16 protein-coding genes are annotated in these 17,467 nt (G+C 41.0%); 8 read left to right on the forward strand and 8 right to left on the reverse strand.

The window, feature by feature from the left end; translation table 11 throughout:
* Window positions 1-4: 4 nt before the first annotated feature.
* Entirely contained in the window at window positions 5-712 is a 708-nt protein-coding gene (pssA, locus tag KTR06_RS15870; RefSeq protein ID WP_004316300.1) for a CDP-diacylglycerol--serine O-phosphatidyltransferase, read from the forward strand.
* Window positions 713-779: 67 nt separating this feature from the next.
* The gene (locus tag KTR06_RS15875) at window positions 780-1,070 is read left to right on the forward strand and encodes a DUF4834 family protein (RefSeq protein WP_004316302.1); all 291 of its coding nucleotides are present in this window, start codon (window positions 780-782) and stop codon (window positions 1,068-1,070) included.
* 14 nt (window positions 1,071-1,084) lie between these two features.
* Here the strand turns inward: KTR06_RS15875 and KTR06_RS15880 are convergent, their stop codons facing one another.
* Window positions 1,085-1,522 (reverse strand): nucleoside deaminase, encoded by a 438-nt coding sequence (locus KTR06_RS15880; RefSeq protein ID WP_008640836.1) that lies wholly within the window; start codon window positions 1,520-1,522, stop codon window positions 1,085-1,087.
* Window positions 1,523-1,548: 26 nt separating this feature from the next.
* Window positions 1,549-1,782 (reverse strand): hypothetical protein, encoded by a 234-nt coding sequence (locus KTR06_RS15885; RefSeq protein WP_004299215.1) that lies wholly within the window; start codon window positions 1,780-1,782, stop codon window positions 1,549-1,551.
* A 67-nt stretch (window positions 1,783-1,849) separates the two neighbouring features.
* Between KTR06_RS15885 and KTR06_RS15890 the strand changes: the two genes are divergently transcribed.
* The 4 genes from KTR06_RS15890 (at window position 1,850) to KTR06_RS15905 (ending at window position 4,951) form a co-directional block, all read left to right on the forward strand.
* Window positions 1,850-2,215: a YraN family protein gene (locus KTR06_RS15890; protein WP_008770699.1), complete on the forward strand. Its 366-nt coding sequence runs from the start codon at window positions 1,850-1,852 to the stop codon at window positions 2,213-2,215.
* A gap of 115 nt (window positions 2,216-2,330) precedes the next feature.
* Window positions 2,331-2,687 carry an MmcQ/YjbR family DNA-binding protein gene (locus KTR06_RS15895; RefSeq protein ID WP_004316305.1) on the forward strand — a complete coding sequence of 119 codons (357 nt, stop codon included), beginning with the start codon at window positions 2,331-2,333 and terminating at the stop codon, window positions 2,685-2,687.
* Entirely contained in the window at window positions 2,671-3,429 is a 759-nt protein-coding gene (locus tag KTR06_RS15900; protein ID WP_117683277.1) for a biotin--[acetyl-CoA-carboxylase] ligase, read from the forward strand. Before KTR06_RS15895 ends, KTR06_RS15900 begins: the two co-directional genes overlap by 17 nt.
* Before the next feature lie 88 nt (window positions 3,430-3,517).
* Window positions 3,518-4,951: a S41 family peptidase gene (locus tag KTR06_RS15905; protein ID WP_181981041.1), complete on the forward strand. Its 1,434-nt coding sequence runs from the start codon at window positions 3,518-3,520 to the stop codon at window positions 4,949-4,951.
* A 36-nt stretch (window positions 4,952-4,987) separates the two neighbouring features.
* On the opposite strand, the gene KTR06_RS15910 is transcribed toward KTR06_RS15905, so the two are convergent.
* A complete protein-coding gene (locus KTR06_RS15910) occupies window positions 4,988-5,671 on the reverse strand; it encodes a lipopolysaccharide assembly protein LapB (protein ID WP_117683278.1) in 684 nt (227 codons plus the stop codon).
* 112 nt (window positions 5,672-5,783) lie between these two features.
* Here KTR06_RS15910 and KTR06_RS15915 point away from each other — a divergent pair, with 112 nt between their 5' ends.
* Both KTR06_RS15915 and pyrH read left to right on the forward strand, forming a co-directional pair.
* Window positions 5,784-7,112: an MATE family efflux transporter gene (locus KTR06_RS15915; RefSeq protein ID WP_117683279.1), complete on the forward strand. Its 1,329-nt coding sequence runs from the start codon at window positions 5,784-5,786 to the stop codon at window positions 7,110-7,112.
* Window positions 7,113-7,166: 54 nt separating this feature from the next.
* Window positions 7,167-7,877: a UMP kinase gene (gene pyrH, locus KTR06_RS15920; protein ID WP_004299207.1), complete on the forward strand. Its 711-nt coding sequence runs from the start codon at window positions 7,167-7,169 to the stop codon at window positions 7,875-7,877.
* 172 nt (window positions 7,878-8,049) lie between these two features.
* On the opposite strand, the gene KTR06_RS15925 is transcribed toward pyrH, so the two are convergent.
* From KTR06_RS15925 to KTR06_RS15945, 5 genes are read right to left on the reverse strand one after another with little or no spacing between them, the layout of a single operon-like run.
* Window positions 8,050-9,603: a hypothetical protein gene (locus KTR06_RS15925; protein WP_004316311.1), complete on the reverse strand. Its 1,554-nt coding sequence runs from the start codon at window positions 9,601-9,603 to the stop codon at window positions 8,050-8,052.
* Window positions 9,604-9,613: 10 nt separating this feature from the next.
* Window positions 9,614-11,026, reverse strand: coding sequence for an agarase (locus tag KTR06_RS15930; protein ID WP_117683288.1), 1,413 nt, complete (start codon window positions 11,024-11,026; stop codon window positions 9,614-9,616).
* A gap of 3 nt (window positions 11,027-11,029) precedes the next feature.
* On the reverse strand, window positions 11,030-13,693 hold the full coding sequence (locus KTR06_RS15935; protein ID WP_217290550.1) for a glycoside hydrolase family 2 TIM barrel-domain containing protein: 2,664 nt from the start codon (window positions 13,691-13,693) through the stop codon (window positions 11,030-11,032).
* An 11-nt stretch (window positions 13,694-13,704) separates the two neighbouring features.
* Window positions 13,705-15,819, reverse strand: coding sequence for a BACON domain-containing protein (locus tag KTR06_RS15940; protein WP_217290551.1), 2,115 nt, complete (start codon window positions 15,817-15,819; stop codon window positions 13,705-13,707).
* Between the two features lie 25 nt (window positions 15,820-15,844).
* Complete coding sequence (locus KTR06_RS15945) at window positions 15,845-17,458, reverse strand: RagB/SusD family nutrient uptake outer membrane protein (RefSeq protein ID WP_015531347.1); 1,614 nt, start codon at window positions 17,456-17,458, stop codon at window positions 15,845-15,847.
* Window positions 17,459-17,467 lie beyond the last annotated feature (9 nt).

The following is a 17,467-nucleotide window of genomic DNA, read 5'->3' on the forward strand; positions in this document are numbered from 1 at the left end:
CACAATGACAAACGTTATTAAAAATAGTATTCCGAATACCGTAACCTGCCTGAACCTTTTCTCCGGTTGTATTGCTTGCGTCATGGCTTTTGAAGCAAAATATGAACTGGCTCTACTTTTCATCGCTTTAAGTTCTATTTTTGATTTCTTTGACGGATTGTTGGCTCGTGCACTCAATGCACATTCCATTATCGGAAAAGACCTGGATTCATTGGCAGATGATGTCAGCTTCGGAGTTGCTCCCTCACTGATCGTATTCTCCTTGTTCAAAGAAATGTACTATCCGGCAAATATGGAGTTCATCGCTCCTTATCTACCCTATTTGGCATTCTTGATTTCTGTTTTTTCGGCCTTGCGCCTAGCTAAATTCAACAATGACACACGGCAGACCAGCTCTTTTGTCGGACTCCCAGTACCAGCCAATGCTCTGTTTTGGGGCTCATTAGTGGCAGGGGCACATGACTTCCTGATATCAGACAACTGCCATCCTGTCTACCTTCTTATACTTGTCTGTCTGTTTTCCGGACTACTGGTATCAGAAATACCGATGTTTTCTTTGAAATTTAAAAACCTGTCATGGAATGACAACAAAATCAGTTTTATATTCCTGATTATCTGCATTCCTCTTCTTCTATTTCTTGGAATTAGCAGTTTTGCCGCCATTATTGTATGGTATATTTTACTTTCACTTTTTACAAGAAAAAGTAAATAAACAATCTCTTGGCACGTTTGTTGTACTATGAGTTTTATCAAAGTAACAACATAAAAATCATAGTCCGATGCATATACTTTTATTCATACTCATTTTTATCATTGCCATTTTCGTATTTGGCCTTTCTATTGTCGGCTTCATACTAAGAACGATTTTCGGATTAGGACGTAGTTCTTCTTCATCCCGCCCGAAACAAACGGAATCAGGACGTACAAGCCAACAAAGCTATAACCAAACGAATCGCCGTTCAAATGATGATGAAGAAGAAATATATTCCGAGAATGTTCCGGAGAAAAGACATAAAAAAATATTCACCCAGGATGATGGCGAATATGTAGATTTTGAGGAAATCAAATAGCCATTACACTGCTTTCATTTCCGTTTCGCTGCAAAAAACTCTTTCATTAGTGCAGCGCATTCGTCAGCCATTATCCCTTTTACAACCACTGTTTTAGGATGTAGAGCCGAACCGGCATATTTCTGATAGCCGCGTTTTTCATCTTCGGCACCAAACACAAGCTTGCCTGTTTGTGCCCAAGCAATAGCCCCTGCGCACATCACGCAAGGCTCAACGGTGACATACAGGGTACATTCGTTCAAATACTTACCACCAAGCACGTTGGCAGCAGCTGTAATAGCCTGCATCTCGGCGTGAGCCGTTACATCATTCAATGTTTCTGTGAGATTATGGGCACGCGCAATAATCCGCTCTTTACAAACCACAACAGCTCCAACGGGAACTTCTCCCCGCTCGGCAGCCTTACCTGCCTCTATCAAAGCCTGTTTCATGAAGTAAATATCGTCTAGCATTCCCCTCTTTAATTTTTAATTTTCAACTATCGCCTCATATCATGTTCACCAAAAAGGGTGGGATAATCTTCTTCCATATTCTTATGAATAAACATGAGAATTGTTTCACGAAGCCAACGTGACTTGTTCGTTATCTTATATTTCTCAAGATAACGATCTACAATCAGCTGTTCTTCGTCGCTCAATAAAATGCTCATCCGTCGTTCCCTTTTGGTACACTCGACATGCATTTTCAGGCACTTCTTACTCCTTTTTCTCATATCTTCTGCAAAATTACTTTTACTTCTGTAAAAACAAAGAATAAAAGCAGTAAATTTGCAAAAAAAGATGGCTGAACATAATGATTTAGGAAAATCCGGAGAAAATGCCGCCGTAGCTTATCTTGAGCAGAAAGGTTATCTTATTCGTGACCGGAATTGGAGAAAAGGACATTTCGAACTGGACATTGTAGCCGCAAAAGACAATGAACTGATTGTAGTAGAAGTGAAGACGCGCAGTGACACTCTGTTTGCGGCCCCGGAAGATGCTGTAGATTTACCCAAAATAAAACGTACAGTACGTGCAGCAGATGCCTATATCAGATTGTTTCAGATTGACACTCCTGTACGCTTCGATATCATCACTGTAGTAGGCAACGACGGGAACTTCAAGGTTGAACACATAGAGGAAGCGTTTTATCCTCCTTTATATTAAAGAATGCTGTGGCTTTACATATTCATCATTATAAAAGCCGTGAAATTCGTGCAATCTGCGCTTAAATTTATGATATAAACTAATTATGAAAACATACTATAATTATTAATTTATTATGAATGTAGAAACTGTCAGAGAATACTGCTTGAACAAGAAAGGAGTCACCGAATCTTTTCCTTTCGATGATGTATCACTAGTTGTAAAGGTTATGAACAAGATGTTTGCTCTCATTGACCTGGAAGAAGCTAATCACATCGCACTAAAATGTGATCCGGAAAAAGCAATCGAATTGCGTGAACATTATTCGGGAATTGAAGGGGCTTATCATTTTAATAAAAAGTACTGGAATAGTGTCCGCTTTGACAGTGACGTAGACGATAAATTGATGAAAGAGCTTATTGACCACTCTTATGATGAGGTAATCAAGAAATTTACTAAAAAGTTACGCGCAGAATATGATGCCCTCCCCTGATACATTCCCGGTTCCATTGATTCATATCAACGAGACGAACTCTACCAACAATTATCTGCAATCTCTCTGTTCTGAACAGAAAGTGGAGGAACTAACTGTCGTTGTCGCCGATTTTCAGACTTCCGGTCGGGGACAGCGTGGAAATTCGTGGGAATCAGCTCCTGGCAAGAATCTTCTTTTCAGCACCGTTATCTTCCCCGGGTTTTTGGAAGCACGACGTCAGTTTCTTATTTCACAGATTATATCTTTAGCTATTAAAGAAGAATTGGATACCTATACCACCGACATTTCTATCAAATGGCCGAATGATATTTATTGGAAAGAAAAAAAAATATGTGGGATGTTGATAGAAAACGATCTGATGGGGCGGAATATCAGTCAGAGCATTGCAGGCATCGGAATTAATATTAATCAGGAGATATTTCACAGTTCTGCTCCTAACCCCGTTTCACTGCTACAAATCACAGAAGAAGAGCATGATCTATTTGAAATACTGAAAAATATCATGCTGCGTATCCAATCTTATTATAGCTTGCTCAAAAAAGGCGATACGCCATCAATAGCCTGTCAATATGAAAAATCTCTTTTCAGAAGGGAAGGGATGCATCGATATAAAGATGCCAATGGAGAATTTCTTGCACGAATCGTTTGTGTAGAACCTGAAGGAAAGTTGATATTAGAAGATGAGAAGCTGATTAAAAGAGGGTATATGTTTAAGGAAGTAGAATATTTACTGAAATAATTATCACTTAACAAACTATTACTGTTACAATGTGTTGAAAAAATAAATATATTTGTGATTAACAACCTGATTAAAAATGAGAAAGATGATAAAAGCAAACTTCAGTTTAAATATATGGATAGGGATATTTCTTTGTTTACTTATCGTGTCTTGTTCCGATGATAACGATGATTCGATAAAAGGAAACGACGATAATACAGACATTAGCATAAATCATTGGATAGAGAAGAAATTGCGCAACGACTATTTATGGTATAGCGAGTTACCAGCGACTAATAAAATAGATTACACTGCCGACCCTGAAGCTTTTTTTTATTCGTTACTCAGCCTAAAAGATGGTAAAACAAGAAATGGAAAACACCTCTACTATTATTCTTACATGAAAAAAAATAAAGGTTATAAGACACGTACCAGTATTGATGCAGACAATACTTATGGGATGGAATTTACACTGTTTAGTGTAGTAGATAGAAATAACAAGCCTTTAGGATATTATTATGCACGAGTTTTGTATATTCTACCTGATAGTCCTGCAGATAAAGCTGGTTTGGAGCGAGGAGATTGGATTATAGGTATAAATGGAAAAAATAATATAAAAGAAGGAAATTACAAAACTTTATTCAGTGGTTCTGCCACCCAATGGACTATAACTCATAATGAAACGACTAAAACAATTGACATAGAAGCTTCTACGGCAGTCGAAGATAATCCGTTATATTATCATGATGTATTAACCGTTGGAGATAAAAAAATAGGTTATTTAGTTTACAATCATTTCACTCCCGGTCCAAAGGGGGTAGAGGATCGTACTTATGACGAAGAAATGAAAACTATATTTGCGGATTTCCAGTCAAGAGGCGTGAATGAATTTGTCTTAGATTTACGTTATAATGGAGGTGGTTATGAACATTCTGCCAATATGTTAGCCGGACTTTTGATTCCCGAAGAGTCTAAAGATAATGTTTTTGGTATTTTTTCCAACAATAAAGGAAAAGTGACGCATACCAGATATTTCAATACAGAAACAAAAGGAACGGCAGGTTATTTGAAACTTAATTCCAATCGGATTTACATCTTGACAAGTGAAAACACTGCATCATCTTCAGAGTTAGTTATCAGCAGTTTGGAGCCTTTTATGAATATCGTGCTCATCGGTCAATTGACAGAAGGAAAAAATGTCGGAATGCAGGAATATTCAGATGACAAATATGAATGGGCATATTGGCCTATTACTACAAGGGTTACCAATGCTATAAATTCAGACTACAGTGCAGGCTTTACACCCGATTACGATTGGAACGAGTTTAATTTATCCCAAAATCCAGAAGACACTTTACTTCCTTTAGGCGATTCTAATGAATTCATGCTAAATAAAGCTATTACTCTGATAACAGGAACCCATAGAAAAACAAGAAATATGACTATATTATCCCAAACAATATTAAGAGGTCAACCTGTATATCAATCGATAGATCGTCATACAACAGGTGGAGTACTACTTTGTCCAATTGAGATGGAATGAAAAAGTACCTCGAAAAAAATCAAAGAGGTGAACCGCTTAGCGATTCACCTCTTTTTCTATCCTCAATATCTTATCCAATGTCTTTTGAGCTTCTGTTGATGGAAAACGCAGAATCACTTTCTGCAAAGAGTTACGCGCTTTCTCATACCGGGTAGTGAACAACTTCGATAATCCATCCCGGTAGCGGGCATACTGCATTTTAGTGGGAGAAGAAAGTTTTTTATAATCCATCTCCAACTTTTTCTTCTCCTGTTCTGCTGTCAAATAATAATAGTTTCCTAAAAAGATATTAGCCGCCAGATTATCCGCCTCAAGTTGCAATATTTTTTCGTACATACGCAAAGCATCTTTCTCCTGCCCACGACATACCTGCATTTCTGCGCAAGCTTCCAAACAATCTACATTATTAGGAGTCTTTTGCAGTAATTCCTTGTAAAATAAATAGGCTTTATCGTAATTCCGATTCTCTTTATAGGCAAGCGCTAATTCTGTAGCCAGTTTGGAGCTAATTTCACTGTTCTTGTCTACATTCGTCCAATAATACATTTCCGTACGGTCTATATTCAGAGCGATAGTCTGCCGGAAATAGCTCACAGCCTGCCCATTCTGCCCTGCCTCAATGGCAGCAGACACTTTTTGTAACATCTCATCAACCGACTGCGCATTCAGCACCAGCGGCAATGAAAATAAAGAGATAAGAAAAATAGTTAAGGTCCTCATAATCCATCTGATTGCTATTTAGTTCGTGACACACAAAGATACAATAAAAAAATAAAAAATGTACCTTTGTTCGCGAAAAGAACAATCAAATTGATAAAAGTGTTTTTATACAATGACAGATAAAAAAAAATCCTCCGTAAACAGACGAATATTACAGATAGCCATCCCATCGATTATATCGAATATTACCGTTCCGCTACTGGGACTTATCGATGTCACGATTGTAGGACATCTCGGTTCTCCGGCGTACATTGGAGCCATTGCAGTAGGGGGAATGTTATTCAATATTATCTACTGGATTTTTGGATTCCTGCGCATGGGAACAAGCGGAATGACTTCACAAGCGTACGGTCAGCATGATTTAAACGAAATCACCCGGTTACTACTACGTTCTGTTGGAGTAGGATTATTTATAGCACTTTGCCTGTTGATACTCCAATACCCTATCCTGAAACTGGCATTTACACTGATACAAACCACACCGGAGGTCAAGCAACTGGCAACAACCTATTTCTACATCTGCATTTGGGGAGCTCCTGCCACATTAGGGCTTTATGGATTCGCCGGCTGGTTTATCGGGATGCAGAATTCACGTTTTCCCATGTATATCGCTATCACTCAAAATATTGTCAACATTGTAGCCAGTCTATGTTTTGTCTACTTATTGGACATGAAAGTAGCAGGAGTGGCAACAGGGACTTTAATTGCCCAATATGCAGGTTTCTTCATGGCTATTTTGTTATACATGCGTTACTATAGTGCGCTTAAAAAACGAATCGTGTGGAAAGAAATCATACAGAAACAAGCCATGTACCGTTTCTTTCAAGTCAACCGGGACATATTCTTCCGTACCCTCTGCCTTGTTATAGTCACTATGTTTTTTACCTCTGCAGGGGCCGCCCAAGGAGAAATCGTATTAGCCGTGAACACCTTGCTCATGCAATTATTTACCTTATTTTCGTACATTATGGACGGATTCGCTTATGCCGGTGAAGCACTGGCCGGCCGTTACATTGGTGCCAAAAACCAAACAGGCTTACGTAACACAGTACATCATCTTTTCTATTGGGGGTTCGGTCTTTCACTGGTATTCACGATTCTCTATACAGCTGGCGGAAAAGAATTCCTGGGATTACTAACCAATGACACTTCAGTAATCAGCGCTTCAGACACTTATTTTTACTGGGCACTCATTATTCCGTTAGCCGGTTTCTCCGCTTTCTTATGGGATGGCATTTTTATCGGTGCCACTGCTACCCGGCAGATGCTTTACTCCATGTTAGTTGCCTCTGCCAGCTTCTTTGGAGTCTATTACGCTTTCCATCCCCTTTTAGGAAATCATGCCCTGTGGCTGGCTTTTCTCGTTTATCTTTCATTGCGGGGAATTGTACAAACCCTTTTGGGAAGACAAATAATGAAAAAAGTAATCATATCCCAGTGAGGCTATCCGATAAATTATCTCTATATTTGCGGCAAACAATAAAAAGCAAAAGGTATGGCAAAGTATAAAAGAATCTTACTAAAGCTTAGTGGAGAGAGCTTAATGGGCGAAAAGCAATATGGCATTGATGAAAAAAGACTGGCAGAATATGCTGAACAAATCAAAGAAATCCACCAGCAAGGGGTACAGATTGGTATCGTTATCGGAGGAGGCAATATATTTCGCGGACTAAGCGGAGCCAATAAAGGTTTTGATCGTGTGAAAGGAGACCAAATGGGAATGTTGGCTACCGTAATCAACAGTCTCGCTCTAAGTTCTGCTCTTGTGGCTACCGGTGTAAAGGCACGTGTGTTGACAGCAGTCCGGATGGAACCTATCGGTGAATTCTACAGTAAATGGAAAGCTATCGAATGTATGGAGAACGGCGAAGTAGTCATTATGTCCGCTGGAACGGGAAATCCTTTCTTTACTACTGACACCGGTTCTTCACTTAGAGGCATAGAAATCGAAGCAGACGTTATGCTGAAAGGTACTCGTGTAGATGGTATTTACACAGCTGATCCCGAAAAAGATCCTACCGCTACCAAATTCGACGATATTACATACGATGAGGTACTGAAACGCGGTCTGAAAGTCATGGATTTGACAGCGACTTGTATGTGTAAAGAAAACAATCTGCCAATCGTCGTATTTGATATGGACACAGTAGGCAACTTAAAGAAGGTTATCAGTGGAGAAGAGATAGGTACGTTAGTACATAACTAATATTTCACTACCGATATTCATTTGTCTATCAGATGATATTCTACTCTGATAAGACATTGATTATTCATTTAGAAATAAGAAGTGCGAATTTAGCAGGATAGCTTTAACCAAAACTAATCCTGTAAAATTCGCACCTTGTTTTTCCTCTCAAATATTATATAGAAACAAACACCTATTTATCAAAATACTGAATCAAATCATACGCATTAAAATTCAATTCGCGGGCAAAGAAAGATAAATAAGGAAAGAGTTGATAAGAATTATCATAAAGACCTTTATTAGCAGGTTTCGACGAATTATCCGTACCATCATCATCCTGATATTTGAACCAATGCCATCCGATACAATTCTTAGCTTCAAGCAATCCTAATGTAAAATGCTGATAAGCATAAGCTCTCTCGTTTTGTGTAGGGACAGAATATCCGGCTCCCGACTGGTTATTCAGATCAGAGTCCTCCACCCCTTTCGTATAAAACTCACTTACAAGAAACGGTTTGTCCGCCCAATTAGCCCAATCAGCAATCGCTGTTGTCAGTTCAGGACTCCAACGGCTATAATAGTTGATAGAAATAACATCACAATATTTTCCGGCAGCTCTCACTACTCCTTCCATATATTTAGGAGTTCCATGTAATCTTGTTCCCAGATAAAGCAACTTATCATCTACTTTCTTCACTGCCTCTTTCACTGCTTTATAATATTTCTCTGCTACAATCCCGGCAAACTCATTATTCAAGTCATCCGTCACATTTTGCGTACCTTTAGAATCCATAAAAGCTTTCGCCGCAACATAAGCCGGATCACTTGAGTTACTGATAGCCAGAAAACGATCTAAAATCCGAGAACTGTTTGAAGAGAAGTTTATCTCATTATCAGAAAAGAAACCTAACACATTAGGATCCCGCAAATAATCTGCGAAAGCACTACCTGCCAAATATGATTCACACCATTCACTCCATCCATTATAAAACACAAGACCTGCCGCGTTATCATCGCTTCCTCCGGGATAACTATAAGACTTCGCACTCTTGAACTGGCTTAGAAAAGCAAATGAAGGCGCCAAAGTTAACGGACTGCTCGGATTGGAAGCATTATGAGTCTGAATCAGTGAATAAGTTCCTGTGCAGAAAGCACCTGTACCGTGAAAGCCGATCTCACTCAATTCACGTTGAGTAATAGATAACCATTTCTCATCAGTTCCAAACCTGCTATTCCAGGCCGTTTTATTACGACTGGAAGTTCCCTTACGCAAAGAAGTCGCACTACGTTCCAGATGCAGACAACCTTCCGGATCAACCAACCACCAACGTCCGTCTATTTTCTTCGTATAAAATCTTCCCGTAGCCGCCTGTTTCGGAAGCGTAGTCGAACTTCCGTATTTATTAACCGACTCCTGATACGCTTTCAACGTTTTAATAGCCGGTTTATACCCGTCCATATACGCAATAATACGTGTATTCTCTGTTTTCCAACTGGATATAGGCGGATAAGCACTGGAATACTTAACACTGATAGGGCGATACATATTGGCATTTAATGACGGAGTATACATCACAGAAGCTCCGGGAGCAGGCAAATCCTCCGGATATTCCGACTCTACATCTCCCCCTCCCATCACTATGTCAGGAGGCATAAAATTAGGATCTTTATCATCATCATCCGTACAAGACACCATAGGAATAGAACTTATAAACAGAAAAGTTCCCAATATAAATAGTTTTTTCATGGTATGTATTTTATTTATTATTAGTTGATTGTTGGTCGAACCAGTCAGCCAAACGATAAGCGTTGATATTCAATTCTTTCATAGCATCGGCCAACGGTTTATAAAGATTGTATTCATTATCTACCAGCCCTTTGTTAGAGTCCAGATTCGAAGGATCTACCCCTTTTGCCGTCGGATCATTATCCTGATAACGGAACCAATGCCATCCGACACAATTCCCACTTTCCAATAATCCTAAAACAAAATGCTGGTAGGCATATCCACGTTCCTGCTGGGTTTGAACGGTAAAACCTGCCCCTGTTGTGTTTGCCAGCCCGGAATCCATTCCTTTCGTATAAAATTCCGTGATGATGAAAGGTTTTTGAGCCCATTCGCCCCAATGCTTCATGGTCTTCTCACTCGGTGTCCATGCACCATAGTAGTTAATAGCAACGACATCACAATACCTGCCTGCCGCTTCCACAATCTGGCGGACAAACTTAGGTTTTCCATGTAGACGACTACCTAAATAAAGGTGATTGGGATCATACTTCCGAATCGCTTCCGACACCACTTTATAGTATCGTTCCGCTACTACCCCCGCAAACTCTTCCCGATGTTCGTCCGTAATTTGCTGCAAAGTAATACCCTGCTGTTTCAACCAGGATTCTGCATACAATCTTCCCGGATCATTGGGATTCTTCAAAGTCAGATACCCCTCCAGATTCTTCGGCCCGAACGGCAGTTCATTATCCGAAAAATAGCCGATGATATTTTTATCCGTTTTATTTGCGACCAGTTTTTGTGCCATCTCATCGCAATAGGTTTCGAACTCTGGGTCAAAAACGAAAATACACTGATTAGGATATCCCGTATTACCAGGTAACTGATAAGTTCCTCCTCGTTTCTTCCCATATCCACTCATCAAGTTCAGAATGATTGAGCGAGTCAGTACCTCCTTATGAGAGGCATTGTAAGAGGCAATAGCTTCTTCATTACTCCAGGAGCCGGCCCCGGAAAAGCCCAGCGAATGAATCATCCGTGCCGTTCCTTCGATCCATTTTTCCTCCGTACCGAATTTGTCCAGCATTGCTTGTTTATTGCGTTCGGAAGTACCTAAACGTACTCCTACCACCACTTTCTGCAAATGCCGATACCCATCGGGATCAATCATCCACCATCGATCTCCGGTACGTTCTACCCTGAAAAATCCTGTAGCCCGATGCCTGGGAGCATCCAAATCACTTCCATACTTATTCACACGTACTTTGCCAGTAGGTTTGAACCCATCCAATTGAACAATAGTACGGGTATCATACTCTTTCCAGGGAAGATCTTTCTGTCCTTTCACCCACGGACGGGCAGTGACCTTAAATGTGCTTCCCTGCGCATAACCAAACTGGGATAACAGCAGTAAAAACAATATAACTATACTATTTTTCATCATCTAATATTCTTTTACGATTCGTATTGCATTTAAAATAGGCACAGATTCCACCGCTCCAAAACGAACGACAAGCCCCTTTCCTTGTGAAACCGGAACAATATATTTCTTAATAACCGCACGTTCGGAACCGTATTCTTCTGCAATATTCAGTTGTTTGGCAACAGATACTCCATTTATATCCACAGAAAATACCCGGTTAATATAGTCCTCCCTCACCACATCATTTCCTAAATTATACACCAAAGCCTCTCTTTTATTTTCAGAAGTAAGTTCTGTCCAATATAAATATACAGCATAAACACCATCCGGTACATCTGCCTTAAAAGCCTCAATGCCTACTCTCTGTGTCTGGAAGACAGGATCCTGATCCGTCCCCAGTATATCTGTATCGCTGGCAGGCAAAGAGCCATAACGAGTTTTGTTCGGAGCCACTTCCCCACCAATATATCCCCATGAACCTTCTGCATAAGCCTGTTCGGGTATCCAGCACATCTCTGCTATCCGGTCCTCAAAATAGCGTCGAGCACCCAGTAGTACATTGATTTCCGTAAAGCCATTCTTCACATTGACACATTTAAAATCACAGACATACTGGTCACGATATTCACGTCCCTCCTTTTCAATCACAGCATCCACCACATTCTTTCCGTTTACAAAAGGAATGTCCACGGAAACCACCTTATCTGCTACCGGATATACTCCCAAACTTTTTCCATTCAAAAAGACCTCCACCTTATCCGCGTTAGTATAAACTTTCAGCGGTTGCGTACAACTCTTTCCATCCCGACTGGCTCCTGCCCTATTCTTCCAAGATTTAGAAGCAATATGCAGGACAGGTGACTCTTTCAGATAAGCCTGATAAAGATAATATCCGTCCTTACGTTCTCTATCCGTACTTACCAACCCTTTATTGTTCACATGAGGCATAGCATTTCTTCTGGCTTCGGAATAAAAATCATTCAAATTCCAGACCATAGCCCCCACGATATAATCCCTTTTTAGAATTTCAGGCAAATAATGTTCATGATAGACAGAGCCGAACTCACAACTAAAATCAAACCGCACCGGCGAAAAAGAGTGAATACGAGTATCTACATCCGCCCCATATTCGGTAATAAGCAACGGTTTATGAGGAAACTCCTTGTGAAGTTCTTCCAGTTTCTCTTCAAATCCGCCCAAATTACCACCATACCATCCATTATAAAGATTAAATCCCAATAACATCGGCAATTCAGTAATCCCTGCTTCCTGATAGATTTGGGAAGCAGAATGACAAGGCAACATGGTATAGCGTTCCGAGTCCAGACTTCTGATCTGTGCCTCAACAGCCGAAGCTATTTGATGAAGAAACTTCATATATTCCGCCCGTTCTTTCTTGTTGTCAGGATTAAAGGGAGGACGCAAAAGCACTTCATTCATGTAAGCCCAAATGATGACAGACGGATAATTATAGTTCTGACAAACCATTTCCGTAGCCTGCTCCACACAGTTGTCCATAAACGCCTTACTTTGAGTAATAGCATTTACAATCGGAATTTCAACCGAAGTCAACAGCCCCAACTTATCACACATCTGCATCACAACCGGATCTTGCGGATAATGAGCCACTCGCAGGAAATTACTTCCCATATCCTTACTCAACTGTATATCCCGGATATGCATTTCATCCCGCAAGGCATTCCCCATTCCTTTGTAATCCTGATGCCGGCTGGTACCAATCAATTTCCGATATTTCCCGTTCAGGAAAAAACCTTTCTCCGCATCAAAATGATATTCACGGATTCCCAGCGGATTAACAACGCAATCGAGAACTTCTCCCTTTTTATTCTTCAAACGGCTATACACCTTATATAAATAAGGAGAATCAACATCCCACCGTTTGGGTTGCGCAATAGTCATCAACGCTTCAAAGGCTACATTCTTCTCTCCTGCCTTCACATTCACTTTCTTTGCGGAAAGTGCCACTCTATTACCGTCTGCATCCAAAATCTCCGTTTCAAGAATCAATGCCTGATTACTTTTCAAAGCATTGGACAAGAATGTTTTTGCACACACTTCCGCTTGAGCATCTGTTATCCCAACAGTTTTGAGATATACTCCACTGGAAGCATAATGGGTGGTAGATAGCTGCACGGGCGAAGTATACACCAGATAAACATCCCGATAAAGTCCGCCGAAGAAAGTGAAATCCGCCGAAAGAGGAGCAATATCCAGATTATAAGAGTTGTCAACACTCACTGCCACCAAATTGCGTCCGGTATGAACATAGTCAGTCACATCAAACGTAAAAGCAGAATAACCACCTTTATGATTCCCTACCAACTTTCCATTCACAAATACATTTGTCTCCTGATTGGCTCCTTCAAAACAAAGATAAACTCTTTGACCTGCAATCAGTTCCTCCACTGTCACGGCTTTCCTGTACCAGCCTTTTCCCCGGAAATAACCGGGGATTTCATCTTCTGCATCTTTTGCATTCCAAGTATGAGGAATGGAAACGTCAGTCCAACCGGACACATCAAAGTCAGCAGTGGACGCGTCTCCCTCAAAGAGGGAGAACTTCCAACCATCGTTGATCGTTTGCGTCACACGCTGACCGCAGACCGTGCCGGCAACAATCAATAACAAGCAGGCTAAGATTATTTTTCTATATACCTTATACATACCTAATACCATTATTTCGAGATTGAACGGACTGCACGAATATATCTTAAAGAACTCTTTTTAGAGGTTGCACTGCTCCAAGATATAGGCTTTCCAAAACGTACATAAAATCCATTCACACCATTCGAAGCCTCACGACAAGCCCAATATGTATCTCCTGTAGAAGATGACACAGCCTCATTCATAATAGTTCCTCCCGCATTGCTGACAACCCGATCCCATGCCGCACGATTTGCTTTCTCAAAATCAGTAATCGCATTCGGATTATCCTCCGTCGCATCTGCTACTTTAGTCCCATTATAGGTTTCAAACATCTGTTCCAGATCCGATCTTGTAGGCCAATACCATCCAGCACCTTTATCCATGCAATATTTAAGAGCAGGCATTTCCGCTGCATTCGGCAATGCTGCCAAGGCAGTAGTATTTGCCAAACCGTCATCATTAGATAAATCCACTCCGGTAGAAGCCGGAGAGCCTGCTGTAGACCATGCCAAATTCTCTCTGTCCAACGACATAATCTTAGCCTTACCACGATTAGTTCCATCTACCCAGAATACAATGCCTCCTTTTAACGATCCATTATCCGCAATTACCTGTCCCACCGCAAACTCGGAACTTAAAAGTCCTCTCTGTGTAATCGTGACCTCTTGTTTAGGTGCATTCGCTCCATTTCCGGCTATTACCGTAGCAGTCGTTACCCGGCTAGAACTATTCAGATTGGGAGATAAAGTCCAAAAATAAAGAGTTTTACTTGTTACATCAACATACGCTTTCACCCAAGATTCATCAGTGATATTTATTGCAAATTCCGTCTCATCAGAAATCATTGTGATTACCTCTGATTTTGCTACCGCATCAGGCGTAATAGTCACCGTATTGGTACTCAATTCGAGGGAAGCGTCTCCCTCGGCAGCTACATTTTGATTCACCGTTACCTCCACTGCTTTTGCGGCTGCGCCAGTACCGGCTGTTATTGTAGCAATTGTCGTACGAATATTACCAGTGGTATTTTTTGATTTTGCCTTGAACGTAACTGTTGTGCCTGAAATAGTATATGAAAGCCAGGAATCATCTGCCAACACTACACTGAATACACTCTTATTGGATGTCAACGTAACATTTGCTTCCGCTTCGTTAGCACCTTCCAATGTCACAGGATTGGGAGCCACCGTCAGAGTTGCCGGCTCTTCAGGATAAGTATAATCACCAATTGTGCGCATACATCTCACAAAACGGTTGGTAGCTGTTTTATTTCCTGCATCAGCACCAGACTTTCCGAAACGTACCCAATAAGCCTTATCCCCTGCTGCATTTTCCGTACTCGACCAATAGCTTTCCCCATTGCCCGAACCGGCAGCCTCGTTTATCACATCACCCTGCAAATCGGTCAACATCTTATCAAATGCCGCACGTGCCGCTTTTTCAACTTCCGTCAACTTATCAGGTACAACCGAAGCAAAATCCGGGTCAGCATGTCCAATACCGTTGTAAACATCAAACAACTCCCATAACTCATCACGTGCAGGCAGATACCATCCCTCACCCAACGACTGACAGTATGCCACTGCATCATTTGCAGCAGGAGCAGTAAACAAAGCCGTATTGGCATATCCATTCACTGTAGAAAGCGCATTATGAGACATCACAGAAGCCTCAAAAGGATTTCCTCCCTGACGTTTTACAGATACAGCTTTTCCTACCATCTTGTCCGAAGGATCCACCCAGAAAATCATACCGATACCATCATCTACACTTTGTCCTACCTTCAAAGAAAGATCCGGTTCTTTGGAATCCTGTGTAACCGTCACTTCCACTGTATATGAACCGCAAGTCAGTTTCACAACAGTACTCCTTGCATCCTCACCGTCATTCTGCGTCAAGGCAGTGTATATTACACTTTTAGCGTTTACATCTACAGAAAGCCACTCCGCTTGATATTGAGCAACAACCTGACCGACATTAGTATATAATAGCGATGTAACGGAAGAACCCGCCGCTTTTGCCAGGTTTACTTTTGTATCTTTACAATTAAATTCAGGCATCACACGTACCGACGCATCATCGACACAGGAAAGCAGCCCCAGATTTAAAATCAATAACAGATATATTATTCTTTTCATACTCATTCATGTTTTTCAGATAATCAATCGCTTAATACCAATTCTCATTCTGTGGAAAATTCTCTTTCCCCATCAAGTCAATCTGCTCCTGTGGGATAGGCCAACATTCGTGCTTTCCAACTACAAAACTGGTACGACATTCCGCATAATCTTTATCTAAATAAGGATTTTCAGCTTTTGTCTCGCCATAATGCGCTTTCACCCTTTCACCCAAAAGCCCCAAACGTTTTAGTAAAGGCCAACGGACTCCCTCGAAGTTCAGTTCACGGGCATATTCATCCAAAAGAATATCTTGCGTCAGAGGTCCCGCAAATTTGTCATTCCCGGCACGTTCCCATGTTTTATTGTAACAGCGCAGAGCATCCGTGCTCATTCCTCCGTCACGGCGCATATACGCTTCTGCCGCCATTAAGTAAGTTTCAGCCAGTCGATAGACAATCAAATCCTTGAATCCCGTTGTCCGGTCCGGATTATCGGCCATAGTCCACTGATCAAAGTATTTTTTCGACATGAAATGCAACGTCTCACAATAACTGGAACTTTTCGCAAGGGGAATCAATTCGCCATATTTAGGAGAAGTAGGATCATTGTATTTGAAACGGTGTACAAACAATTCATTGTATCGTGTATCTTTAGCCTGGTCATACAAACTCAATAAATAGGTATTCGGATAAATACGTCCCCAACCATATCCACCCTGATCGGCCGTATTGATACAACCTGCAATTTTATTGATTCGGGTAGTGGTCTGAATAGAGATACGATGTCCGGCAACCGGAGTTCCGGAACCTCCTCCACCCAAGTTTTGTGAATATTGGAAACTCCACAACACTTCCGGGGATTTCAAATCTGCGCTATTAAATACATTCTCGGCCTTCTTTTCCATTGAGTAAATGCCCTCCTGTTTAAAGATGTCTTCACATTCCTCAATGGCTGTATCCCAATCCGATTCCCACATGGCAACCTGTGCACGGACATGTTTGGCAGTCGCTTTCGTTACCCGTCCATACAATACATTTCCGTTATTTTGAGGAAGCGACCAGTCCAGACCTTTCATTGCATCATCCAAGTCAGTCGTCATCAGTGTCATCAGTTCTTCATGAGAAGCCGGTTTATACTCCCGTTTCAGATTATCGACAGTGGTTGGAGTGACGTTCAGATAAAGGCGGTCAAAGCGTTTCCAAAGTTCAAAATAGCTCCGTCCTCTGAAGAATTTCGCTTCACTCCATGCGTGCAATACATCGCTGTCATCCAGTCCCAAGGCTTCTGCCGCTACAATAATTTCATTTGCTTTTCCGATAATCCCATAGTGATGTTTCCAGAACTTATTGACATCTCCAGTACTTGGAGTAAAACTTGTATTCAAACGTCCGATTGAGGTAGAAACACCTGCTCTAAGTATGGCAATATCCGTATTAAAGTCACACATGGTAACGATGTACAGATTAGATTCGTTATTATCCGCTCCACCCGGTAATTCACGTGCCAGGGAATACAACCCTGTAACGGCAGTATTCAACCCTTCGGGAGTAGTGAACAGATAATTATTCGTCACGTCTGTTTTTGATTCCAGATTTAATAAATCCGAGCAAGAAGCGGTCAACATTCCGCAAATGACAAAGGCTGTATATATTAACTTTTTCATAAGGATTCT

This window comes from Bacteroides sp. MSK.20.12 (assembly GCF_019052435.1).
Taxonomy (GTDB): Bacteria; Bacteroidota; Bacteroidia; order Bacteroidales; family Bacteroidaceae; genus Bacteroides; species Bacteroides xylanisolvens.